Annotated in this window: 16 protein-coding genes and 2 pseudogenes; 16 read left to right on the top strand and 2 right to left on the bottom strand. The window is 50.9% G+C overall.

Going from position 1 to position 26550, the window contains the following annotated elements:
* The first annotated feature begins 126 nt into the window (after nt 1-126).
* Both HUK38_RS00615 and HUK38_RS00610 read left to right on the top strand, forming a co-directional pair.
* Nucleotides 127-4005 (top strand): InlB B-repeat-containing protein, encoded by a 3879-nt coding sequence (locus tag HUK38_RS00615; protein ID WP_182581830.1) that lies wholly within the window; start codon nt 127-129, stop codon nt 4003-4005.
* Nucleotides 4006-4162: 157 nt separating this feature from the next.
* Nucleotides 4163-4294, top strand: a pseudogene (locus tag HUK38_RS00610) (DUF4351 domain-containing protein); the annotation flags it as partial.
* A gap of 21 nt (nt 4295-4315) precedes the next feature.
* Here the strand turns inward: HUK38_RS00610 and HUK38_RS00605 are convergent.
* Nucleotides 4316-5158 carry a hypothetical protein gene (locus HUK38_RS00605; RefSeq protein ID WP_182581828.1) on the bottom strand — a complete coding sequence of 281 codons (843 nt, stop codon included), beginning with the start codon at nt 5156-5158 and terminating at the stop codon, nt 4316-4318.
* 308 nt (nt 5159-5466) lie between these two features.
* Here HUK38_RS00605 and HUK38_RS00600 point away from each other — a divergent pair, with 308 nt between their 5' ends.
* The 13 genes and pseudogenes from HUK38_RS00600 (at nt 5467) to HUK38_RS00545 (ending at nt 23950) form a co-directional block, all read left to right on the top strand.
* Entirely contained in the window at nt 5467-5784 is a 318-nt protein-coding gene (locus HUK38_RS00600; RefSeq protein WP_182581827.1) for a DUF2887 domain-containing protein, read from the top strand.
* A 49-nt stretch (nt 5785-5833) separates the two neighbouring features.
* Nucleotides 5834-6052 (top strand): hypothetical protein, encoded by a 219-nt coding sequence (locus HUK38_RS00595; RefSeq protein ID WP_182581826.1) that lies wholly within the window; start codon nt 5834-5836, stop codon nt 6050-6052.
* Nucleotides 6053-6395: 343 nt separating this feature from the next.
* Nucleotides 6396-9416: a DUF4214 domain-containing protein gene (locus tag HUK38_RS00590; RefSeq protein ID WP_182581825.1), complete on the top strand. Its 3021-nt coding sequence runs from the start codon at nt 6396-6398 to the stop codon at nt 9414-9416.
* A 214-nt stretch (nt 9417-9630) separates the two neighbouring features.
* Nucleotides 9631-10509 (top strand): DUF2887 domain-containing protein, encoded by an 879-nt coding sequence (locus HUK38_RS00585; protein ID WP_182581824.1) that lies wholly within the window; start codon nt 9631-9633, stop codon nt 10507-10509.
* Nucleotides 10510-10590: 81 nt separating this feature from the next.
* The gene (locus tag HUK38_RS00580; protein ID WP_182581823.1) at nt 10591-12234 is read left to right on the top strand and encodes an Lcl domain-containing protein; all 1644 of its coding nucleotides are present in this window, start codon (nt 10591-10593) and stop codon (nt 12232-12234) included.
* Nucleotides 12235-12263: 29 nt separating this feature from the next.
* Nucleotides 12264-12482: pseudogene (locus HUK38_RS15565) on the top strand (InlB B-repeat-containing protein); the annotation flags it as partial.
* Between the two features lie 63 nt (nt 12483-12545).
* On the top strand, nt 12546-14840 hold the full coding sequence (locus tag HUK38_RS00575; RefSeq protein WP_182581822.1) for an InlB B-repeat-containing protein: 2295 nt from the start codon (nt 12546-12548) through the stop codon (nt 14838-14840).
* Between the two features lie 134 nt (nt 14841-14974).
* A complete protein-coding gene (locus tag HUK38_RS15560; RefSeq protein WP_182581868.1) occupies nt 14975-15082 on the top strand; it encodes a PD-(D/E)XK nuclease family transposase in 108 nt (35 codons plus the stop codon).
* Entirely contained in the window at nt 15069-15554 is a 486-nt protein-coding gene (locus tag HUK38_RS00565) for a DUF4351 domain-containing protein (protein ID WP_182581821.1), read from the top strand. The genes HUK38_RS15560 and HUK38_RS00565 overlap by 14 nt, the downstream gene beginning before the upstream one ends.
* Before the next feature lie 107 nt (nt 15555-15661).
* Complete coding sequence (locus HUK38_RS00560; protein WP_182581820.1) at nt 15662-18487, top strand: RCC1 domain-containing protein; 2826 nt, start codon at nt 15662-15664, stop codon at nt 18485-18487.
* A 1003-nt stretch (nt 18488-19490) separates the two neighbouring features.
* The gene (locus HUK38_RS00555; RefSeq protein ID WP_182581819.1) at nt 19491-19964 is read left to right on the top strand and encodes a DUF4381 domain-containing protein; all 474 of its coding nucleotides are present in this window, start codon (nt 19491-19493) and stop codon (nt 19962-19964) included.
* The gene (locus HUK38_RS00550; RefSeq protein ID WP_182581818.1) at nt 19961-20980 is read left to right on the top strand and encodes a VWA domain-containing protein; all 1020 of its coding nucleotides are present in this window, start codon (nt 19961-19963) and stop codon (nt 20978-20980) included. Before HUK38_RS00555 ends, HUK38_RS00550 begins: the two co-directional genes overlap by 4 nt.
* Nucleotides 20981-21106: 126 nt before the next feature.
* Entirely contained in the window at nt 21107-23950 is a 2844-nt protein-coding gene (locus tag HUK38_RS00545) for an Lcl domain-containing protein (RefSeq protein WP_182581817.1), read from the top strand.
* A gap of 20 nt (nt 23951-23970) precedes the next feature.
* On the opposite strand, the gene HUK38_RS00540 is transcribed toward HUK38_RS00545, so the two are convergent.
* Entirely contained in the window at nt 23971-24444 is a 474-nt protein-coding gene (locus tag HUK38_RS00540; protein WP_182581816.1) for a DciA family protein, read from the bottom strand.
* Between the two features lies 1 nt (nt 24445).
* Between HUK38_RS00540 and HUK38_RS00535 the strand changes: the two genes are divergently transcribed.
* Complete coding sequence (locus HUK38_RS00535; RefSeq protein WP_338065336.1) at nt 24446-26521, top strand: NAD(+) synthase; 2076 nt, start codon at nt 24446-24448, stop codon at nt 26519-26521.
* The last annotated feature ends 29 nt before the right edge of the window (nt 26522-26550 follow it).

The raw sequence follows: 26550 nt of genomic DNA, 5'->3' as shown, positions 1-26550 counted from the left end.
ATTTGGCAGTTTTCCAAATTCCCAGCTAAACTCTATCCAGTGTTTTTTATACTGTTTATCCCGCCGTGCGCGGGTGTTTCAGATAAACGACACGGGTGTTGTTTAATTTTATTAAGGTAATTACCAATGAAACTGACATCTTGGTTGCAACTGCCCGTCATTCGCCAAATGGCGCGGCAGCCGCTCTTTTCGCTTTTGTTGATTGTGACGCTCGGTTTTTTTGCCAGTGGCGCGGGGGCGGCGACCTACACCGTCACTAATCTACTCGACACGGGCGATGGTTCGCTGCGCAAGGCGATTGAGAGCGCCAACGCGAATACCGGCGCAGATACGATTGAATTCGCCGCTAGTGTCACGGGTTCGATTTATAACAACAGTACGCTGACGATCAGCGGTGATGTGAATATCGTCGGGCCGGGTGCGGAGGTGCTTTCTGTCGAGGGCAACAATAACGTCATTTTTAGCATTGCGGCCAGTAAAACCGTGACGCTGTCTGGGTTGACAATCACGTTGGGAACTAACGCGATTAAAAATGAAGGCAAGTTGACGGTGAATAACTGCGTCATTTCGTCTAATACCGGTACTAATAATGATAATTATAGCGCCATTTATAATCTGTCTACCGGTGAATTGACACTGAACGACAGTCAAGTGATCGAAAATAGCGGTACGGGAATTAGCAATGCGGGGAAGTTCACTGTTTATCGTAGTCGTATAGCGGATAACGGGGATGATGCTGCGGGTTTTTTTAACACAGGAATTGCTAAAATTTTTGACAGCACGATTGAAGGAAATCATTCACATGGTGTGATTTCATCTTCATACAATAGCTCGCTGCCATCTCTGCATATTGAAAATACCGTGATTAAAAATAATGTTATTACGGGGCACCCGATTCATTGTTATGGCGGCGGCGGGATTTGCGTCCGCGCTGGCAACTTCACTTTGCTCAACAGCACCGTTGCTGATAACGAAGCATTAGCTGACACCAGCGGCAACGGCGGTGACGGCGGCGGAATTTACATTACCAGCCAAGCAGGAAATGTCACCATCAGTAATAGCACCATTTCTGGAAATGTTGCTACTGGTGACAATTACAATTGTCGTGGTGGTGGTTTATTTACACAAAAAACGATCACCTTAAACAACGTCACCATTGTTAATAATACAGCAGGGACTAAAGGTGGCGGTGTTTATGTTTATTCAGGAGAGCTACGAATTGGAAATTCGATTATTAGCGGAAATGAAGCGCCAACTGGTGCGGAGATTTCCATACAAACAAACAGCGGAGTTTTCGCATCAAGTGGCTACAATTTAATTGGTCACAATGGCGAAGCGGGATTAGAAAATGCCACCTTGCGCAGCCGCGATCTTTTATTAGAAGGTGAAATAGACAGCGTGTTGGGTGAATTAGCCGATAATGGCGGCCCCACGCTCACCATGGCACCCATCGCCGGGAGCATCGTATTAGATGCGGGCAGCAATACGCTCGTGCCAGCCGATTTACTCACCGACCAACGCGGCGAAGGCTTCCCACGCATCGTCGGCGCGGCGGTGGACATAGGCGCGGTTGAAGGCACAGGCGGCGGCAGCCCCGCGCCCACCACCTCGTCACTCAACGTCACCGTCACCGGCGCCGGCAGCGTCGCCAGCAACCCAGCGGGCATCGCCTGCGGCGGCGACTGTGCCGAAGATTACTTGAGTAATCAACAAGTTATTTTAATCGCCACGCCCACCGGCACCGCCACCTTCATTGGCTGGACGGGCGCTTGCACTGGCAACGAACCCACCTGCGCCGTCAGCATGGATCAAGCACGCGCCGTGACAGCCGAGTTCAGCGCCGCCCCGTCCACCTACGCCCTCTCCGTCACCGTCGCTGGCACGGGCAACGTGAGCGGCACGGGAATTAACTGCCCGGGCGATTGTAATGAAACTTATAATAGCGGTACGCAAGTTATATTAACTGCCGCAGCAACTGGCGCTAATCAATTCATTAGCTGGGGCGGCGACTGCTCGGGTAATAACTCAATGTGCGTCGTGCCAATGGACGCAATTAAAAACGTCACCGCGACCTTTGAACCAATTGCCGCGCAAACTTATACATTGACAGTGAATAAAGCCGGCAATGGCAGTGTGATTAGCAGTAGCGTCGGCATCAACTGTGGTACGGATTGCACAGAGAATTACACCAGTGGTACGCAAGTCACACTCACCGCCGTTGCTGGCAGCGATTCACGGTTTGTGAGCTGGGGCGGCGACTGCTCGGGTAATAACTCAATGTGCGTCGTGCCAATGGACGCAATTAAAAACGTCACCGCGACCTTTGAACCAATTGCCGCGCAAACCTACACATTAACGGTGAATAAAGACGGCAATGGCAGCGTCATTAGCAGTAGCGTCGGCATCAACTGTGGTACGGATTGCACAGAGAATTACACCAGTGGTACGCAAGTCACACTCACCGCCGTTGCGAATAGCGACTCGCGGTTTGTTAATTGGACAGGCGCCTGCTCTGGCATATTAACAACCTGCACGGTCACAATGAATGCGGCCAAAACCGTCACCGCCAATTTTGAATTACAATCCAATAGCTCACAGCAAACTTTAACTGTCAATGCTTATGGACCCGGCGCAGTTAATAGCAATCCAAGTGGCATCGCCTGCGGCAGCGTGTGCAGCAAAACATTTAATAGTGGTGCGCAAGTGGTATTAACAGCGATGCCATTAACTGGCGGCGCCGTATTCAGTCGGTGGGATGGATGCCCGAATGAAAACGGATTAACTTGCACCGTCACGATGAATGAAGCGCAAAATGTCACCGCCACGTTCCGCTATCCAACCTCAATGACACAATTGATTGTGTCGGTATTAGGCGAAGGGCAAGTCATTAGCAACCCGAGCGGCGTTAATTGCGATACGCCGCTCTGTTTTGGTGGTTTTACGGCCGGCACTGAAATGACATTAACTGCGCAACCTGAAACGGGTTGGCAATTCAAAGAATGGCAACGCGGCGGCGTGTGCGGCGGTCAAACAACGACGGAATGTCAATTCACGTTGAATCAAACGCAAACGGCGATTGCCGTATTTGAAGAGGCGGCATCTGTTAATCAACATGAATTGCAAGCCATTATTGTCGGTGCTGGAAATATCACCAGTCAACCGAGTGGCAGTGGAATTGATTGCGGACGGGCAACGGCCGATGCCGAATTAACTGGCACCTGCGTGACGAACTACACCGCCGATCAAGTTGTTATTTTCACTGCCACCGCAGAAGAGAATGCGCAATTCACCAGTTGGGGCGGCGTTTGTGCCGATCAGGGCGACACGCCGATTTGCACTGTCATCATTGCTGAGTTAATTGCCAGTGGTGAAAATAGTTCATCAATCATCGCGTCATTTGGCGCAATTGATCGCAGTAATACCACGCGCTGGAAAGTGGCTGAATTGTATATGGCGACAATGGGCTATGCAATGGACGCGGAAGGTTTGAATTATTGGGTGAATAATATCGAATCGCGGCAATTGGATAGTGAAGGTCAACCCTGGACAATTGATACCGTTGCCCAAGCGTTCTTTAATGTGGATTTAGTGCAAGCCAAATATCCCACCACCCTCAGCAATGGCGAGTTCATTGATGAGATTTACCGCAACATCTTTGGCCGCGGGGCGGATGTGGACGGCCGCAATTATTGGTTAACCGAATTAAGCGAACGTGGTACGCCACGCAATGCGATGATTATTACCGTCATTAACGGCGGTTGGGGCAATACGTCAGCCGATGCACAATCGGATATGTTGCGCTTCAAATATCGCACCGAAGTCGCATTAGCCTTTGCGGATTATCAAAGTGAACACGGCATTGTATATGGCGCATTAGATGCCATGAATCAGCAATACCTCATTGCCGCCGGCAGTAATGTTTTAGCGAATGTCACGCAGGATGAAACGACCCGCGATGCGGCGATTGCGAATATCCCTAATTTATTAGCGCCGCTGCATGATTGATTAATTAACAACGCCATTGCGCATCATGGACGATGCGCAATCACGGTATGAAATTATAATTGACCGGCACCTGTGCCGGTTTTTTTGTCTTGATCATGCAATAAAAAAAAGAGCAAATGATGCATTTTCTCAATCCTAAAACTGATTATGCCTATTACAACGGCGCTTTGGTACGCTGCCTGATACACTCGTGTTGCGAATTGAAACTACCACAACGGAACAATTAGATCATTGGACAGAACGTGCGATTGATGCAGCGGCATTCACAGATGTGTTTGATGCTGAATAATGCGGACGTTCTGCCCAATTTTTATGCCTGCTGGACGAGCAATTTGGCGCGATTCATCACCACCAACGCCGTTAAAATCTCTTTACGAAATTCGCGTTCAATACCCTTGCCCAATAAAATTGTATTGCGAATTTCAATTTTAGCCAATAAATCAAGTTCGGGCAGCGGTAACAATTCACGATCAATTGGTTCATACGAGCCAGTCAATGCCCAATTCACCAGCAGCGCCTCGTTGGCATAATGATAAACGCCAGTTTTTTTGCCACTTTCAGCACGCACTTCATTCAGCATTTCCGACATGACTTTATAGCTGGCGGCGGATAAATGACGCAGGCGTTTCCATTCCGGTGTGCGCCGTTCGGCAGTCTGTTTTTTATTGAGCCGATCTTGCAATGCGGTCGGTGAACGCTGGTATTGATAGCCGGTGGCTTCGTCAATTAACGCGACTTCGCCAGTTTTGGCGAGGGCACGATTGATGATTCGGCAAGGCGCGATCAGGTGTTTGCGCTGCGTGTGCAAAGTGCCATCGAGCGCCGCGTCAATCACGCCGGTGACGATTTCGGTCAGGATTCCAGCGGGCAAAAACTTAGCGTTTCCACCGCTCGGCATAACGACAACCTCGTACCCAGAATTTTTTATCAAGTTCAAAGCGTTAGGCGCATTTTCAGCCAAAAAACGCTCAAACTGCGTACCCGGATTTTTCTTACGAAAACCAATGGCTTGCATCAGTTGGCGTTGTACATAACCGCGTGTCTCGTCTGCCAAAACAACGCAGTCAATTGCGAGTTCGCCGATGCGAATCGTACCGTAATGTGTAACGCGGGGGAGGTTGCTGGGCGCAACTTGGGTAGGGAGATCGGACATGAGATGCTCCAGTACAGTGGAAAAAATCGCTAACCTTCGAGACCAATCGAAGGCGGGCGCACCGTGCGGGTTGGTCTACCTGGTACTGGAGCAGGCGCGCTCGAAAGCGCCCGCGCACGGATTACCCATAAATGAAGCAATCGCGGACATCAAAAAACTACATGAAGGCGATGTCCGCCAGTACAGGGAGACCAATCCCAACGCTGGATCACTCCAGCGAATTCAATAATAAACCAAGAAAGACGTGAATTGCAATCACAATGATCGCTGTAACGCATGTTGACGCGACAATGCTGAATAGAGGAATAATGAAAACCGATAAACATTTACACACGTTATTGACTTCTGGTCCGGCCGCATTTCAATTTCTCACCGGCCGATTAGAACTGGTCGGAAATTATCACGGGCGTTCAATTACGTTCAAAGAATTAGAACGCCGTGCCGATTGTGTGTTTGAACCAGAAAATGGCGTCGGGCCGGTGTATATTTTAGAGATACAAACCCAACATTCCGGCGATGTGTATGATCGCCTAGTATTGGAATTGGTGTTGTATCGCAAATTGCACCCGAATTGCACTGTGCACGGTCTGGTGTTATTTATTGAACGCAGCGGTGATGAGCCGTAGTCACCGTGGCAGCATTATTTGGGAATGGGGCCGCTATTATTAATAGCCGGTGTATTTAGATGAGTTGTTAGAACGGGCGCAATTGGAACAACCAGATCATCCGTTATTAGCAACGTTTTTACCATTAGTGGCGAATGAACAGGAATTGGAAAAACGGGCGCAGTCAGCGTGGCAGCAATTAGCAGCGCGAACTGAACCCGATGCTGTGGCGTTAATAGGCGCCGCGGTCACTGTCTTATGTATTGAACAAATTCCGGTGGAGAATTGAGTTAATAAAACGCCGCTCGGCTCCATTCATCAACCCGCTACTGCGGCGGGCGGAACTGTGACCTGCTTCGCACCGCATCTGCATTAGCATTTGCGCATATTTCCAATCCCGCCCGCGCCGCACTTCAGTCATCACTTTAACAGTGTTCGCCCGCCGCTTAATTCCATTGTAAATCACTCAACAATTGCATTTTGTCAATCGTTTTTGGCAATAAAAAATTTGGCAGTTTTCCAAATTCCCAGCTAAACTCTACCCAGTGTTTTTTATACTGTTTATCCCGCTGTGCGTGGGTGTTTCAGATAAACGACACGGGTGTTGTTTAATTTTATCAGGGGAATTACCAATGAAACTGACAGCTTGGTTGCAACTGCCCGTCATTCGCCAAATGGCGCGGCAGCCGCTCTTTTCGCTTTTGTTGATTGTGACGCTCGGTTTATTTGCCAGTGGCGCGGGGGCGGCGACTACAGTTGCCAATACCCCCACATTTGAATTCGGCTCGTCTATTTGGCGAGTTGCTGAATTGTCCGTAGCTATTCAAAATGCCGCAATAGATAATGAAAGTTTGCAGCAGTGGACGGGGAATCTTGAAAATAACCCCTACTGGGGGACGCCAGAAGAAAGTACTGCCCTAGGAGAAATTGCCGATGAGTTTGCTACTGCACTCGTGCTGCAAGATGCGCTGACCAATAGAGAATTTATTAATACTGTCTATCGCAATCTCTTCGATCAGGATGCCAATCAAGACGCTTTGACTTACTGGCTTACCTCACTTGAAGGCAATCAGATAACACGCGGACAAATGGTCGTGGCCCTCATTGCAGGCGGTTTTGCTAACACTTCCCCTGAAGCAATTGCTGATATGGAACGCTTTAAAAATCGTACTGCAGTCGCCCTAGCTTTTGCGCAATATCAAGCCGACCACCACATCGTCTATAGCCAACTGGATCCTCAAAATCAACAGCTTTTAATTGATGCTGGGGAAATGATCTTGTCAAATGTCACCAATAACACCGCAACCCGCGATACCGCTATTGCCAGCATTCCCGCGCTGTTGTATCCATTGCAGAATGATGATCCAGTACAGAATTATTATCAGCTCTCGACTTGGCAAGTCGCTGGATTGTTCATAGCGATTAAAAATGCCGCAATAGATAATGAAAGTTTGCAGCATTGGGCGGAGAATCTTGAGAATGACCCCTCCTGGGGGACGCCAGAAGAAACAGCCCTAGCAGAAATTGCCGATGAGTTTGCTACTGCACTCGATGCGCTAACCAATGGAGAATTTATTAATACTGTCTATCGCAATCTCTTTGATCAGGATGCCGATCAAGATGCTTTGAATTACTGGCTTACCTCACTTGAAGGCAATCAGATAACACGCGGACAATTGGTCGTGACCGTGATTGCAGGCGGTTTTTATAATTCCTCCCCTGAAGTAGCTGCTGATATGCTACGTTTTCTCAATCGTATTGCAGTCGCCGCGGCTTTTGCGCAATATCAAGCCGATCACGGCATCGTCTATAGCCAATTGAATTCTCAAAATCAACAGCTTTTAATTGATGCTGGCGAGACGATCTTGTCAAATGTCACCGATAACACAGCAACCCGCGATGCCGCCATTGCCAGCATTCCTGCGCTTTTGGCGTCCGTCACAGCGGGCTTTGGCGACGATGAGCGCTACAGTGTGTCGGTTGTCTTTAGTGGTACTACTGGGACACTGGAGAGTAATCCAGCGGGCATTGAGTGCCGCCCTGCATTAATGTGCCATTACTGCGCCGCCGTGACAGTCTGTAACGCAACCTTCGATGCCGGAACTGAAGTCACCCTAACCGCCCAATCGGATATGGCATTCTGGATTTGGGAAGGAGATTGCAACGGTACCGGTGGCGACTGCCGCTTAATCATGGATCAATCACACAACGTTTCGGTTAATTTCAATTCTTCTACCAACACGCAGCAAACATTAACTGTCAACGCCTATGGACCCGGTGCGGTTAATAGCAATCCAAGTGGCATCGCCTGCGGCAGCGTATGTGAAAAACTATTCGACGCCGGCGAACAAGTGGTATTAACAGCAATGCCATTAACTGGCGGCGCTGTATTCAGTCGGTGGGATGGATGCGCGAATGAAAACGGATTAACTTGCACCGTCACGATGAATGAAGCGCAAAACGTCACTGCCACTTTCCGCTATCCAACCAGCTTAACACAATTGATTGTGTCGGTATTAGGCGAAGGGCAAGTCATTAGCAACCCGAGCGGCGTTAATTGCGATACGGCACTCTGTTTTGGTGGTTTTACGGCCGGCACTGAAATGAAATTAACCGCGCAACCTGAAACGGGTTGGCAATTCAAAGAATGGCAACGCGGCGGCGCGTGCGGTGGTCAAACAACGGCGGAATGTCAATTCACGTTGAATCAAACGCAAACCGCCATTGCGGTATTTGAAGAGGCGGCATCAGTTAATCAACATGAATTGCAAGCCATTATTGTTGGTGCTGGAAATATCACCAGTCAACCGAGCGGAAGTGGAATTGATTGCGATCGCGCTGATAATGATGCCGAATTAACCGGCACCTGCGTGACGAATTACACTGCCGATCAAGTTGTTATTTTCACCGCCACCGCAGAAGAGAATGCGCAATTCACTGGCTGGGGCGGCGTCTGCGCCGATCAGGGCGACACGCCGATTTGCACTGTCATCATTGCTGAGTTAATTGCCAGTGGTGAAAATAGTTCATCAATCATCGCGTCATTTGGCGCAATTGATCGCAGTAATACCACGCGCTGGAAAGTGGCTGAATTGTATATGGCGACAATGGGTTATGCAATGGACGCGGAGGGTTTGAATTATTGGGTGAATAACATCGAATCCGGTCAACTTGATAGCAATGGTCAACCCTGGACAATTGATACCGTTGCCCAAGCGTTCTTTAATGTGGACTTGGTGCAAGCCAAATATCCCACCACCCTCAGCAATAGCGAGTTCATTGATGAGATTTACCGCAACATCTTTGGCCGCGGTGCTGATGTGGACGGCCGCAATTATTGGTTAACCGAATTAAGCGAACGCGGTACGCCACGCAATGCGATGATTATTACCGTCATTAACGGCGGTTGGGGCAATACGTCAGCCGATGCACAATCGGACATGTTGCGCTTCAAATATCGCACCGAAGTCGCATTAGCATTTGCCGATTATCAGAATGAACACGGCATTGTGTATGGCGCATTAGATGCCATGAATCAGCAATATCTCATTGCCGCCGGCAGTAATGTTTTAGCGAATGTCACGCAGGATGAAACGACCCGCGATGCCGCGATTGCGAATATCCCTAATTTATTAGCGCCGCTGCATGATTGATTAGCAACAGTCTAGTTGGTTGATAATCATGTTAGGGAGTTGTTTTTAATTAAAAAGCAGCTCCCTATTTTTTGCATGATTAACTATTCATTCAGTTTCATGACACTTCACGACAGACCGGCGCCATGCCGGTCTATTGCGTTAACCATTTCTATTTAATCGCACCCTATTTAATAGCAGTTGTGCTATAGTTAATACTAAACGCACTTTCAATATGAGTGACAATTTTTTGCGTACTGACACCCTGTTTTATCGCTTATTTCAAGATTGGCCAGGCTTGGTATTGGAATTAGCCGGGCTTGATCCAACCTTACCTGGCTATCAATTGCAAGCGACGGAAATTAAACAAACCAGCTTTCGTCTTGATGGCGTGTTAATTCCACCAGAAGAACAGCCTGATTTACCAATTGTTTTTATTGAAACGCAATTTCAATACGATCCAGATTTTCATGCGCGGTGGCTTGCGCAATTATTATTGTATTTGTATCGTCATCCAACCCTGCGCGAATGGCGCGCCGTGACGTTGTTTTTAAGCCGAAAAACGGAGCATGGATCACAGCAATGCGACCCTAAACCGGCGTATCAGTGGTTATTAACGCATCCGTGGGTGAAGCGGGTTTATTTGGATGAAGAAGTTGCTAAATCCGATTTAACACCGGGATTACGGCTATTAAATTTATTGCTCACGCCACCGAATCAAGCGGTGGATTTTGCCAAACGGTTATTAACCGAACCGACGGCACCGGTGACTGGAATGCCGAATAAACAGGTTTTAGCCAGTTGGATTGAAACTGTCTTGGTGTATAAATTAAAGCATTTATCTAGAGAGGAGATTCGCATCATGTTAGAGTTAGTGGATGTTGATTTAAAACAAACGCGGTTTTATCAAGAGGTGTTTAAAGAGGGAATGGAAGAAGGAATAGAAAAAAGTCGCACTATTCTCACAAAGCAACTCCGCCGCCGCTTTGGTGACTTGCCCAATTGGGCAATGACGCGATTAGAACAGGCGAATACGGAGCAATTGGAGGTGTGGGCCGAGCAGATTTTTGATGCGGAGAGCGTGGCGGCGTTATTCGGCACGACGTTGGATTGAGGTGTCATGCCTAGTGGGGTGAGGTCTGCATTTGCTATAATCACCCCAACGTCCCCGACCATCACCACGCGGAGTCCACCGATGCGCACCAATTCCCACGCCGTCCTGTTCATCGTCGCCCTGCTCATCAGCGTCATCACGTTGCCGACGTCAGCCGTGGCGTTTGGCTTGAATGATACGGGCATCACCACTTGCTCAGATGAAGACTCGAATGGACTGCCGTGTCCGGTGGATGGTTTCCCCGGTCAAGATGCTGAATACGGCCGTGATGCCGCGGCCGCGGCCGGTACATTGGTCAAAATCGGTGGTGGTGACGCGGGATTTGATTTCACCAAATTAGACGCGAATGGTAATGAATTACCGGCCAGCGCCACCGATCACACCTGCGTCCGCGATAATGTCACCGGTTTAATGTGGCAAGCGGGACAAAGTGATTGGACTTACACATTTGATCAAACCGCTAATTATGTCAGTACGGTTAATAACACGGGTTTATGCGGTTTTAATGATTGGCGGATGCCGTCGGTTAAAGAACTGGTCAGTATTGTTAATTATAACAGCTATGATCCGGCAATTGATGCCAACTATTTCCCTGATTCGAGTTCGTGGTTTTGGTCCGGGTCTCCGTATGCCGGCAGCTCGTACTACGCGTGGTACGTGCATTTCAGCGATGGCGGCGCCAACTACAACGATCGGGACGTCGGTTACCACGTTCGCCTCGTCCGCGCCGGACAGTTCTTTGATACCTTTGATACTTTTAATGACAATCACGATGGCACAGTCACGCAAGTGAATACGGAGTTAATGTGGGCTAAATGCAGTGAAGGGCAAACGGGTACGAATTGCAGCGGTGATGCGGACGAAATGACATGGAGTGAAGCGTTGACTGCCGCTAATAATTCACGGCTGGGTGGTTATGATGATTGGCGTCTGCCCAGCGTAAAAGAATTGCAAGCACTGGTGGATTATAGCACCGATTGGCCGGCAATTGATAGTAGTGCTTTTCCGAATACACCGAGTTCGTGGTTTTGGTCCGGGTCTCCGGATGCCAACTACTCGGGCTTCGCGTGGTGCGTGGTTTTCTACAATGGCAACGCCAACGACTACTGTCGGAGCAGCAATTACCACGTTCGCCTCGTCCGCGACGTTCAACCAATGAACATTGCAGTGCGTAATAATGAATGGCGAATTACTGAAATCTATATTGCCACGCTCGGCTATGCGCCGGACAATGAAGGATTGCAATACTGGGTGAATAATTTAAGCGGTGGCACTTGGACACCAACCACCGTTGCGCAAGCGTTTTTTGATAATGAGAGTGTGCAGGCACTCTATCCCGCCGATCAAGGACATGACGCTTTAATTGACGCGCTGTATCACAATATCTTTAATCGCGCTCCTGATAACGCCGGCAAAAACTATTGGTTAGGTGAATTAAACGCCGGGCGTTTCACCCGTGATCAAATGATCATTGCGTTAATTGATGGTGGCTGGGCGAATGCAAATGCAGCAACTGACATGGCGCGATTTGGTAATCAAGTGCGCGTCGGTTTAGCATTCGCCGCCGCACAAGCCGAGCGCGGTATTGTTTATACGGATTTATCACCAGCGCAACAAACGCATTTGCGTCAAATAGGTGCAGACGTATTAACCACTGTCACGGCCGATAATGCCACCGTGACTGCGGCAATTGAACAGATTGCGGGATTATTAGAGCGTTTGTGATTGATTGAGCCGCGTCAGTTGGGTGGCAATTGCGCAACGCAATAACCACCCGATTCATTGCGATTAAATGTTGGATTGATGGCATCAACTGTGGTAACGATTGCACAGAGTCATACCTCAGTGGTACGCAAGTCACACTCACCGCCGCACCGGCCATTGGATCGGTCTTTGGTGGCTGGAATACCACGAGCTGTGGCACAGGAGCAACATGTGTGGTTAACATGAATGCCGCGCAATCCATCACGGCAATCTTCAACACCACCCCCAGTTATGCACTAACAATCAACAAGTCCGGTGCTGGCACAGGCACCGTGACCAGCAATATTGCCGGCATCAACTGTGGTACAGATTGTACGGAAAATTACACGAGTGGTACAAATGTAACGCTGACTGCCGCCGCGGCCGTTGGCTCAACCTTCAGCGGCTGGACGGGCGGAAACTGTGGCCAATCAAGCAGTTGCACCATCGCCATGACGGCTGCACAGAACATCACCGCCAGTTTCATCGTCGGTCAAACCAACACCCAGTTACTGGTTAGCAAAGCGGGCAACGGCACTGTCAGCAGCAGCAACGTCAGTGGCATTCAGTGCGGGAATGATTGCAGTGAAGAATTCAACCTGAATCAAGTAGTTACGCTCACCGCGGCGCCCGACAGCGGTTGGCAATTTGCCGGTTGGAACGGTGCCTGTAGCATGTATGGTACGTCGCTCATTTGCACCATCACCATGTCTGATAGCAAAACGGTTAGCGCCAGTTTTACCGAGCGACAAGTACCTAAGACATTGACTGTCAACAAAATTGGCAGCGGTGTTGTGATGTCATCCCCGACTGGTGTCAACTGTGGCGAGGATTGTAGCGAAATTTACAACAGTGGCACAATTGTTACCTTGATCACCGTACCGACACCCGGTTGGCAATTTGCGGGTTGGAGCGGCACTGGCATTAACTGCACCGGTCAGTCATGCCAAGTGACGCTGAATAACGACATCAACATTAATGCGACATTTAATGAAATTGCCGTGCCAGTTGCGCTCACGGTCACGAAAACAGGCAATGGTCGTATCATTAGTGAGACACCCGCCGGCATTGATTGCGGCAGCGATTGCGATGAGCAATATGCCCGCGATACGGCGGTGATTTTGCGCGCCACGGCTGACGTCGGCTGGCAATTTTCGGGCTGGGCGGGTGCTTGCACTGGCACTGGATCATGCGCATTAACGCTGAATACGGACGCCGCCGTTGGCGCCAATTTCACGTTAATTCCAATTGACCAACAGACATTATCATTAACTGTCACGGGGCCTGGTTCAATTACCAGTCAACCAGCGGGGATTGTATGCGGTCAAACATGCAGTGCGCCATTTAATTCAAATAGCACTGTCACGCTGACTGCTGTGCCAAATGTTGGCACCACCTTCATTGGTTGGGGCGGCGCGTGTGTGAATGAAACGGGATTAACCTGTCGCGTGAATATGAATGAAGCGCAAACAGTCACAGGCACTTTTAATACCGCTAGTTCATTCCCGGTTGCGACTACGGTCATTGGTAAAGGTCGCATTGTGAGTACCCCAGACGGCGTTAATTGCACCGGCATTTGCGTCAATCGTTTTGCCACTGGTCAGGCAATGATTCTCACTGCGCAACCAGCAGATGGCTGGCAATTTGTTGAATGGACGGGCGCCTGCACAGGTAGTGACGCGAATTGCTTGGTAACAGTCAACCAAGCATTAACAGTTGCTGTTAAATTTGAACCAGCGCCATTAGATGGTCAATTATTAAATGTCATCACGGTTGGTAATGGCAGCGTGAATAGCAGCCCAGTTGGTATTGATTGCGGCATCAATCACAATACCTGTGAAGCATTGCAACCAACCAATAGTGATGTGATTCTCACTGCCACTGCCGCAGATAATGAGACGCAATTTATTGGTTGGGGCGGCGCGTGTGTGGAATATGGCACTGAACCAACTTGCATCATTACAATGAATGAAGCGCGTTTGGCCGTTGCGGCATTTGGTGGTTTTACTGTGCAACGCGAATCAACTGCCTGGCAAGTTGCCGAAATTTATTTAGCCACGATGGGTTATTCACCGGATAGTGAAGGCTTATCTTATTGGGTGAATAATATTGATACGCTGCCGCAATGGACACCGGAGACAGTAGCGCAAAGTTTCTTCGATCAAACATTAGTGCAACTGGAATATCCTGCGGCCATGACTAATGGTGAGTTTATTGATGCCGTCTATCGCAATATTTTCGGTCGCGGCGCCGATGAACAAGGCTATAGCTATTGGTTGAATGAAATGGATCAAGGGCATGTTCTGCGCAATCAAATCATCATTGCGTTTATTAATGGTGGTTGGGCTAATCCCAGCCCTGACGCACAGTCAGATATGTTGCGCTTTAAACATCGCATTGAAGTCTCATTGGCGTTTGTTGAATATCAAGCACAACATGGGATTCTTTACACTGCATTAAGTTTTGACGATCAACTTTATTTACGTCAGGTCGGTAGTGACATTCTGTTGATTATTACTGCCGATGAAATGACTCGTGATGCAGCAATTGCTAGTATTGCAACGTTGCTTGCACCACTGCATGATTAATTAAAACACCATTGCGCATCATGGACGATGTGTAGTATAGGTATTCAGCGTATATTCAACCGGCCGCGTGCCGGTTTTTTATTGTGGTTTAATCAATCAACGGAGCAGTAAAACTTGCGTTTTCTCAATCCTAAATTGATTACACGTTCAAAAAGATTTTCGGCTCTGAAAACAGCCAAGCGATTTTAATCAGTTTTTTAAACGCCGTTAGATCGTTGGTTATATTTCTTGAAAACTGCTAGTGATTTAACCACAATTCCAACATCATTAACCACCGAGCCGGCTATTCTGCAAGCGTTGGAATTAGCTAATCGAGAGAGCTGGAGTGAAGACGAATTGGATGATGTCGAAAAACGTGAGATGTGGTTAGGCGATCAGCGGTATTTACACGAGCAACTAGAATGGGCTGAGTTGCGGCGGATTGAAGCGGAGCAACGCGGGATTGAAAAATGGCGTATTGAAGGTGAAATAAAAGGACGATTGGAAGGTGAAACAAAAGACAAGGCAGAATTATTGTTACGCCTATTAAACCGGCGCTTTGATGCGGTGCCGGATGCACTCGTGTTGCGTATTGAAACTGCCACGACTGAGCAATTAAATTTGTGGACAGAACGGTTGATTGAGACGGCTGCGATTCAAGACGTGTTTGTTGAGGAAGTGCGCGTCACCGTCATTGCCGATCCGTCCACCTGCGATGCAACGCATGGTGTTTGAGGGAGTGTTCCCACACAACGGTCGTGGGCTAAACTTGAGTCGCGGCGGGAATGCATCCGGCCGTTCTCTCCAGTCCAAACGCTCAATTGCAACCAGAGGTGTGTTGTATGAATTGGCTCAATCGTTGCGCCGCCGTCGCGTGTTGTCGTGCGGTCTCCTGGCGCGCCTTGGTTTTCATGCTGGGATTTTCCCTGGTCATCGGGCAGCTTCTGATTCTGGAGGCGAGGGCTGGAAGCACGACGACTCCAGTGCTGGCGGCGGGCAGTTATCACAGTCTCGCGCTGAAAAGCGACGGCACTCTGTGGGCTTGGGGATACAACCGTGATGGCCGACTCGGCCTCGGCGATGCAAATCTGTCCCAGCAACTGACGCCAGCTCAGGTTTTCAGTGGAGTCGCATCAGTAGCGGCCGGCAACGATTTCAGTCTCTCTTGCAAGAGCGATGGCACGCTCTGGACATGGGGAAACAACGAGGAGGGCCAACTTGGTAATGGCACCACGGTTGAACAATTCAGTCCGGTTCAGGTATCGGGCGGATGCACCGCCGTGGCAGGCGGCTATGTTCATGGCCTTGCTCTCAATGGCGACGGCACCCTATGGACATGGGGAAACAACGACTACGGGCAACTGGGCGATGGCAGCACAACCAGTCGTCTTACGCCAGTCCAGGTGCTAAACGGCGTCACGGCTGTTGCGGCGGGCGATTTTCACAGTCTTGCCCTCAAAAGTGACGGCACCCTGTGGGCTTGGGGGCAAAATGAACGCGGTCAGTTGGGCGATGGCACTGGGAGAGATCGCTCCACGCCAGCGCAGGTAATGAGTGGAGTTAAAGCGGTGGCGGCTGGCCATCACTTTAGTTTCGCGATCACCACCGACGGCACTCTTTGGGCCTGGGGCGCGAACGAAAACGACCAGCTCGGCGATGGCAGTCAAACCGATCAATGGACGCCGGTTCGGATCATGACCGACGTCATGGCCGTGACCGGAGGCACTTTTCATAGCCTGGCCACCAAGAGCGACGGCACCTTGTGGGCGTGGGGGGACAACAGCCAAGGTGAACTCGGCGATGGAAGCACGACAGATCGGTTGACGCCGATCCAGGTGTTCAGCGATGTCATCGCCATTGCCGCCGGAGAGGCACATAGCCTTGCCTTGAGGAGCGATGGCACCCTGTGGGCGTGGGGATACAATTTGCTCGGCACGCTTGGCGATGGAACGACAACCAACCGACTCACCCCCGTCCAGGTGCAATGGTCAACGGCGAGCGCATCCAGCCTTTCCGTGACCCTGATCGGCTCCGGCCAGGTGACCAGCACCGACGGCCAGATCGCCTGCCCCGGCGATTGCAGCGAGAGCTATAACAGCGGCACCGCCGTCACCCTCACCGCCATCCCCGATGCCGGCTTCAGCTTCACCGGCTGGGGCGGCGCCTGCACTGGCACCGGCGAGTGCGCCCTGACGATCACTGCGCCGACCGCCGTCACCGCCAACTTCAGCGCACTGAGCAATCGCTATCAGCTTGACAGCCCGGTCAACGGCAGCTTCGAGAGCGGTATGGGCGTCGCCTCGGGCTGGGTGTGCGAAGGTGGCGACATCGACCTAGTGATCGGCAGCGACAGCATCCGTGCCGCCTACGGCGCCGAGCGCCCTGACAGCCAGGCCGTCTGTGGTGACACCGCCAACGGCTTTGCCGCCGCCATCAACTGGAACGAGTACGGCAACGGCACCCACAGCGTCAAACTGCTCGCCGCTGGCCATGAACTCACCCAGGCCCAAGTCACAGTCACCACCCTGGGTCAGGAATATCTGACCGGCAGAAGCGCCAGTACCAGCGTGGTAGATTTCCCCGCCAGCGGTCTCAGCACCGCACTGGTCTGGTCTGAGCCGCATCAGAACTTCGTCGTCACCAACGCCGCAGCCAGATCATCCCAACGCGCCGCCAGCGGTTCAAGCAACTGGGAAAGCCCCCAGACCGGTAGCACCGAAAGCGGTCGGTCGCTGATTCGCGGCTGGGCCTGCGAAGCCACCACCCTCACCGCCAGTCTGGATGGCACAGTCCTCACCCTGCCCTATGGCAGCGCACGCGAAGACACCCAGAGCCTGTGTGGTGATACCAACAACGGCTACGCACTGGCCATCAACTGGAACGACTACAGCGACGGTGACCATCAGATCGAGCTAGTCATAGACGCCCTGCAGGTCGAAACCCGCACCTTCACCATCGCCACCCCGGCCGGTCAAGGCACAGTCACCGGTGTCCAAAGCCGCCACGAGGTCAAGGATTTTCCCTACCCCGGCGACCGTCTGACCCTGCAATGGTCGGAACCCCATCAGAACTTCCGCCTAAGCGCCTATGTGCCCATGAGTACCAACCGCGACACCCTCTGGCGGGTGATTGAGATTTACATCGCCACCCTGGGCTATGCCCCGGATAACGACGGGCTGCAATACTGGAGCGGCAACCTCCAGACCGGCGGCTGGACACCCACCTCAGTCGCGCAGAGTTTCTTTGACAACGAAACGGTGCAAGCGCTCTATCCACCGGAATCCGGCAACGAGGCGCTGGTTGATGCGCTCTATCAGAACCTCTTCGGGCGGGCACCCGATGCCACCGGACGGGCATATTGGCTCGGGGAACTCGCCGCTGGGCGCATCAGCCGCAATCAGGTGATCATCAGCCTGATTGAAGCCGGCTGGACTAACCCCGAGGCCGCCACCGACATGGCCCGCTTTGGCCATCGAGTCGAGGTCGGCGAGGCCTTTGCCGCCTATCAGGCTGCGCAAGGCGTGGTATTTGACGCCCTGAGTCCAGAAAACCAGGGTATCCTCAAGCGCGCCGGCGCCGAGGTATTGGCCACCGTCACCGCCGATCCGGCCACCCGTGATGCGGCGATTGCGAATATCCCCAATTTATTAGCGCTGCTGCATGATTGATTAACAACGCCATTGCGCATCACGGACGATTCGCACTGCTAGTATTCAGTGTATATTCAACCGGCCTCGTGCCGGTTTTTTTATTAGACCTGTTTTAATTAAAAACAAGCGCATGACTAGAAGCCAAGCACGGGGGGCATCTAAAGTTAGATATAGTCAAGCCAATATAAACCCATTGCTGAATTGGTCTTCGTCATTCCCGCGAAAGCGCAGGGCTGTTAAGTTCTAATTAACCGCTAATCAAAAATAGAGTTGTTCTAACGCAAATTTTTAATAACTGATCGTTCCCACGCTCCAGCGTGGGGACGCACTCTTCTTTGAAAATCAAGTAGTTACATTTTGAGCAGCATCATACTTGATAATAATCAATCATTCAAACGTTGGAACAACAATAGAATAATAATTGAATGATAACGAACAGCTGACTTCAGTTTTCAATTCTAACCAACTGATTCTTGAAATATCACGTTCCCACGCTGGAGCGTGGGAACGATCAACCCGCTGATTTTGTTAGTCAAAACAACTCTAATGCCCTCATCGTCATTCCCGCTTATGCGGGAATCCAGCAACGGCGCATTCTGGTTTCCCGCTTTCGCGGGAATGACAATTGCCTTATCCAAAGAACTTAACAGCCATGATTCCCGCGAAAACGGGAATGACGAGGGGCGCAGTTTTAATTGGTGGTTAATTAGAACTTAACAGCCCTGCGCTGTTGCGGGAATGACGATTTTGTTTGCGGAATCGAATTTGCGATCAGTACTCGTGTACATTTAGAATGACCTAGCAATCGCATGACGACCTATTTAAAGTTGTTTTGACTAACAAAATCAGCGGGTTGATCGTTCCCACGCTCCAGCGTGGGAACGATCAGTTATTAAAAATTTGCGTCAGAACAACTCTATTATATCGCCGTTATCATTCATCAACCATCAACTCAGTGTGATAAATACGATAAATATACTCAGCACATCCTACATTTAATCAATTAAAATCACCCTTAACCATGACACCAACTGCCCCCGTTTCATTCCCACTCCCATTACGCGATCTTTACCTCTCATCACCCGCCTGGTGGCCACCGGCAATCGGTTGGTGGCTATTGATTGGCGCGACTACGATCCTGTTAATCATTAGCGGAATCATGCTTTATCGCTGGTGGCGCCGGCGACAATTGCGCACCCAAGTTTTAATTGAATTAGCGCAGATCGCCGCATTAAATCCAAGCCCCGCGCAAATCGCCGCCATCGCCAGCCTGCTCAAACGTGTCGCCCTGCACCGCTTCGCCACCGAGCCGGGCATCGCCAGTTTAAGCGGTGCAGACTGGCTAAAATTTCTTGACCAAACAGGGGGTTATGGGCAATTTCAACACGGCGTCGGGCAACTGTTGGCCGCCGGCCCCTACGCGCCCGCGCTACCAAATAACGACACCGCAGCAGCAATTGCCGCCGCCCGCACTTGGCTGGAACGCACCCTATGACGCTGACCAATTTTATTTTCGCCCATTCGTGGGTATTCATCGCTTTGCCATTACCCGCGCTGGTTTATTGGTTATTACCACCACCACCGCCCACCGTGATTGTTAATGAAAATGATGCGCTGTATTTGCCTGCTTATGCAGCCTTATTAAATCAAAATGAATCAGCAGATTATGATTCAAGTTCATTACCTAAGCGGCGCTGGTTATTCGCACTTGCCATCATCATTTGGTGTTTACTCATTATTACCGCCGCCCGTCCACAATGGCTCGGTGAACCAATTGCTTTACCCGTCAGCGGCCGCGATCTCTTATTAGCAGTGGACATCTCTGGCTCAATGAGTGAAGAAGACATGGTGATTAGTAACCGCGTAGTGGATCGGTTAACTGCCGTCAAAGCGGTTGCCGGAGATTTTATTGAACGGCGTATTGGCGACCGCGTCGGGTTAATTCTATTTGGGCAACAAGCGTATTTGCAAGCGCCCTTAACTTTTGATCGTAAAACCGTGCGTACCTTATTATTTGAAGCGGCCATTGGATTGGCTGGACGTGAGACGGCAGTGGGTGATTCAATTGGATTAGCGGTGAAACGTTTGCGCACTCGCGCTGCGATGAATCCCGATCAACTGCCGCCGGTGTTAATTCTTTTAACTGATGGCGCGAATACCGCTGGTGTCATTGCCCCGCAAAAAGCGGCCGAATTAGCAGCGGCGGCTAAAATCCGCATTTACACCATTGGAATTGGCGCAGAGCCACGCGGATTTGGATTATTATTGGGGAATAATCCATTAGATGAAGAAACTTTAACATCAATTGCCAATCTCACCGGCGGACGGTATTTTCGAGCGCGGGATGTGCAGGAATTACAGCGTATTTATGCCTTGCTCGATCAAATAGAACCAGTGGCTTCCGATCAAACGCACTGGCGGCCATTTAAAGAGTTATTTGCATGGCCATTGGCATTGGCGCTGCTGCTGTCAATCGTGCTGACTCGACTGGTGATGCTGAATAAAACTTAACATTTGATTATGTTAGGAAACAACAGATTAGATTAAAATTGCATTTTTAACTGCTGTTGGGTTAAGTTGGCTGTCTCAATTTAACCATAATTCAACTGCGCTTTTCCTTTAACTGGAGCAAATCCTGTGAAAATAAAACACCTGTACTGCCACGCGACAATGGCGTTGTCATTATTCGCTGCCATTGCTGCCACACCAGCGTATGCAGCATTAAACGATACTGGCATTACCACCTGTTCAAATGAAATTGAGAATGACTTGCTTTGCCCTGTGGATGGTTTTCCACGTCAAGATGCCGACTACGGCCGCGATGCAGAAGCAAGCGCGGGAACGTTAATTAAAATTGGTGGCGGTGATGCGGGTTTTGATTTCACTAAATTAGATGCCAATGGCAATGAATTACCCGCAACGGCAACCAATCACAGTTGCGTCCGCGATAATGTCACCGGGTTAATCTGGGAAATGAAAACCACCACAGGTGATTTGCATGATGCGAATTGGACCTATACATGGTTTGATTCCAATTTAGGCGGTATTGCCAGCGGCATTAACACTTGTCTAATACCCGGCCGCTGTGATACTGAAAAATTTGTGCAGGACGTTAATGCCAGTGGATTATGCGGATTTAACGATTGGCGAATGCCAAATATACAAGAACTCATTGGCATTGTGCATTATGACCGCACTGGCTTCGCAATTGATGATAATTATTTTCCGAATACATCAAACGTATTCTGGTCACACTCACCCAGTGTGAATGAATCGGATAGCATCTGGGTTGTGGGTTTTGATATAGGCAATGCCTATACACTCCATTGGAATACTGATCTGTCGGCGAATAGCCTTTCGGTGCGTCTCGTGCGTGGTGATTCTTCTAATGATAATTTAATAGATCATGGTGATGGGACTGTCACTCAAACGAATAGCGGTCTGATGTGGGCTAAATGTAGTGAAGGTCAAACTAGCGCCATCTGTTTAGGCACGGCCACGTCAATGTCTTGGAATACAGCATTAGCAGCCGCGCAACGATCTACTTTAGGTGGTCATACCGACTGGCGGGTGCCGAGCATTAAAGAATTGCAATCGTTAGTTGCAACGCATTATTCAGCACCGGCAATAGATGCAGCGTATTTTCCGAATACACCAGGAGCTTTTTTCTGGACCAGTTCACCCTACACATTTTATTCTAACCGCGCCTGGCTAGTACAATTTGAAACTGGTTATCCCACCAGTCTTTTTCGTGACAGCGTTAATTATGTTCGTCTTGTGCGTAATAGCCAATCGTTTGAACCTACCGTCTCTTTTCCATTCAGTTTAACGCTAAATGGCGGCGGCAGCGTGAATAGCAGCCCCAGCGCTGATAATAATGAATGCATTGGCGTTGTATGCAGTGGCACCTATTCGGCCGGCACGCTTGTTAGCTTAACTGCACAACCGAATAACGGCTGGCAATTTCTCGGCTGGGGCGGCGCTTGCACTGGCACCGCGCCCTGTATTTTGACAATCAATGCCGCCACTGATGTCACGGCTAATTTCAGCCAATTAACCAATCAATACCAATTAGATAGCCCAGTGAACGGCAGTTATGAAAGCGGCATTGGCGTGGTGCATGGGTGGGTGTGTAATGCCAATCAAGTGACGGTGAAAGTTGACAATGAAGAAGCCTTTCAAATTGCTTATGGTGCCGAACGATTAGACAGTCAAACCGTGTGTAATGACACCAATAATGGCTTCGCTGCGGCAATTAACTGGAGTGATTACAACACGGGTGGACATGCGTTAAAACTCATTGCGGACGGCGTGGAATTGACTCGCGCTGCTGTCATGGTCACGCGCTTGGGTGACGAGAATTTTTTAACTGGTGTAATCAAAACTACCACCGTTGTTGACTTCCCCGCGGCGGGTCAAAACACGCTATTAACCTGGTCAGAACCCAATCAAAATTTCGTTGTCACCAATAGCGCCGCCCGCGCTTTTTCAATTGAACGCGCCGCCAATGGCAATTGGGAAAGTCCGACTGATGGCGGGATTGAAAGCGGCCGAGCGTTAATTCGTGGTTGGGCGTGCGATGCAAGCAGTGTTTCATTCACATTAGACGGCACCACGTTAATTGCCCCTTATGGCAGCGGCCGCGGTGACACGCAATCCATTTGCGGCGATACTAATAACGGCTACGCGCTGGCAATTAACTGGAATGATTACGCCGATGGCGCGCATCAAATGCTATTAACTATTGATGGCGCAGTGGTGGCAATTCGTCAATTCACCATTGCCACGCCAGGCGGATTAGGGTCTATTACCGGTGTGCAACATCAACACACGGTGACTGATTTCCCCAACTTTGGCGATCAATTGATTTTGCAATGGTCAGAACCGCATCAAAACTTCCGCATCATTAATTATCAACCGTCAACGCGCACGAATGCCGAGCGGATTACGGAGATTTATATTGCCACTCTCGGTTATGCGCCGGACAATGATGGTTTGCAGTATTGGATTAATGAATTACGCGGCGGCAGTTGGACACCAACGACCGTTGCGCAGGCGTTTTTTGATAATGACACGGTGCGAGCGTTGTATCCAGCGGAAACTGGTAATGATGTCTTGATTGACGCGCTGTATCACAACATTTTTAATCGCGCAGCAGATGAAACGGGTAAAAATTATTGGTTAGGCGAATTAAGCACCAGTCATGTGACCCGCGATCAGATGATTATTGCGTTAATTGATGGCGGGTGGGCGAATGCAGATGCGGCAATTGACATGGCGCGGTTTAATAATCAAGTGCAGGTCGGTTTGGCATTCGCCAATGCGCAAGCCGAGCGCGGCATTGCTTATAACGCATTAACCCCCGAACGCCAAACGCATTTGCAGACATTAGGTGCGCAAATCATTCGGGATGTCACCGCTGATGCCGCGACTGTGACGACGGCAATTGCGCAGATTCCGGGGTTATTAGACACGCTTTAATTAACCTCGCGCTTTTTTTATTACCGCCGCGCCAGCCGCAATAACACCGCCGCCAATTCAGGATTATTCGCCGTCAATTCCGCCGCCGCCTGTTCCAAATGTTCCCGCGTGGCGGTTGATAAACGCGGCGCAGGTGGCGCGGCCGGCGGCGCAGGCGCGACCGTCACCGCCAGCGCATTTGTCGGCAAAACCCGAATGCGGTACACCACAATCGCGTACCCCGCCACCAATAATTGCCGATGCACCGTCGCCATCTGCATCCGCAACCGCGCCGCCCACACCGGCGAAGTCACGGTCAGCACCAAACACTGGTCACGATCCAACCGCGCATGAATGCACTGCGGGCGCAGCACCGCCGGCAGCAACGTTTGAATATGTTGTAATAACTGCGCCTGCCGTCGGCTCTCGGCTAACAACCCCGCCAAAGTGCCGCCGTGCGCGTGATTCTGCGCTACCGTAGTAAATTGATGACAACCGTCTGAGAGTGCCTGCATCGTGAATCCCACCGCGACTACCGCGTTTTTTAATCTGTACCACCAGGGCATGGTACGCGCTGCCGTGTGCGTACCCCGCGTCCGCATCGCCGACCCCGGTCACAACGCCCGCCAAACCCTTGATTTGGCACGACAAGCGCACGAGTACGGCGCGGCCGTCGCGCTGTTCCCGGAACTCGGGTTATCGGCGTATAGCAACGAGGATTTGTTTCAACAAGAGGCGCTGTTGACGGCCAGTTTGACGGCGCTGGCGGACGTGATCCGCGCCAGCCGTGATCTGCAACCGCTGATCGTGGTCGGCGTCCCAGTGCGCCACGAAGATCGCCTGTTCAACTGCGCCGTCGCCGTGCAACGCGGGCGAATTCTCGCCGTCACGCCGAAAACTTACCTGCCCAACTACCGTGAATTTTACGAAAAACGCCAGTTCACCAGCGCCACCGCCGCCTACTCGCGCCAAATCACCCTGTGCGGCCAAGTTGCGCCGTTCGGCAGCGATTTGCTGCTCGAAGCCGACGATGTGACGGGATTGTGCTGTCATCTGGAAATTTGCGAAGACCTCTGGTCGCCCACGCCACCCAGCACGTTGGCGGCACTCGGCGGCGCGACGCTGCTGCTCAACCTGTCCGCCAGCAACATCACCATCGGCAAGGCGGCGTATCGCAACGCGCTGTGCGCGGCGCAGTCGGGCAAGTGCATTGCCGCGTACCTGTACTCCGCCGCCGGGCCGGGGGAATCCAGCACCGACTTGGCGTGGGATGGTCACGCCGCCATTTTTGAAAATGGCAATTTGTTAGCCGAATCGCAGCGGTTTGCGCGAGAATCGCAGTTGATCGTGGCCGATATTGACCTGGACCAGTTGCGGGCGGAACGGCTGCGCGTCACGAGTTTCGGCGACGCGGCCGCGGCTGCGCGTGACCAATTGCGCCAACTGCGCCGCGTGACCTTCAGCGTTCAGCCGCCCAGCGGTGATCTGGGGTTATGCCGCGCCGTCGCCCGCTTTCCATTTGTTCCCGCCGACACGACCACGCGGGATGCGCAGTGCTATGAGGCGTATCACATTCAGGTGCAGGCGCTGGCGCAGCGGCTGGAAAGTAGCGGCATCGAGCGGCTGGTGCTGGGCGTGTCGGGCGGGTTGGATTCGACGCAAGCGTTGCTGGTGGCGGCGCGGACGATGGATTGGTTGCACCTGCCGCGCACCAATATTCTCGCCTACAGTCTGCCGGGCTTTGCCACTGGCGACACGACGCGCCGCAATGCGTGGCAATTGATGGCGGCGCTGGGCGTCACCGCGCAGGAAATTGACATCCGCCCGTCGTGTGAACAAATGCTGCGCGATCTTAATCATCCATTTGCTGCTGGCGCGCCGGTGTATGACGTGACGTTTGAAAATGTTCAAGCCGGCGAGCGCACCTCGCATTTATTTCGGTTAGCGAATTATCATCACGCGCTGGTATTAGGCACGGGTGATTTATCTGAATTGGCGCTCGGCTGGGCAACCTATGGCGTGGGCGATCACATGTCGCATTACAACGTCAATGCGTCGGTGTCTAAGACGTTAATTCAATATCTCATTCGCTGGGTGATGAGCAGTAATCAGTTTGATGACGTGACTAATCACATTTTGCAGGCGATTTTAGCAACCGAGATTTCACCCGAGTTAATTCCCGCCACCGCCGATGCCAGCGGCGCGGTGCAATTGCAAAGTACCGAGGCGACCATTGGCCCTTATGAATTGCAAGATTTTAATTTGTATTACACCACGCGCTATGGACTGCGCCCGAGTAAAATCGCCTTTTTAGCCTGGCACGCCTGGCATGATCGCACTCAAGGGATGTGGCCGGATAATTTGCCAATGGCGCGGCGGCATCAATACGATTTAATCACCATTCGCCATTGGTTAATCGTATTTGTGACGCGGTTCTTTGGACAAAGTCAATTCAAACGCAGTTGTTTGCCGAATGGACCCAAGGTCGGATCGGGCGGTTCATTATCACCGCGTGGTGATTGGCGCGCACCGAGTGATGCGTCCGCCGATCTTTGGTTAGCCGAATTAAACCAACAGGTGCCGGAAGCATGACGCAATTGGCACTGCGATTAACAACGCAC

The sequence above is a fragment of the Thiospirillum jenense genome, assembly GCF_014145225.1.
Classification (GTDB): domain Bacteria; phylum Pseudomonadota; class Gammaproteobacteria; order Chromatiales; family Chromatiaceae; genus Thiospirillum; species Thiospirillum jenense.
The sequence above is the reverse complement of the archived record's forward strand: the minus strand, read 5'-3'. Positions and strand labels throughout refer to the sequence as shown.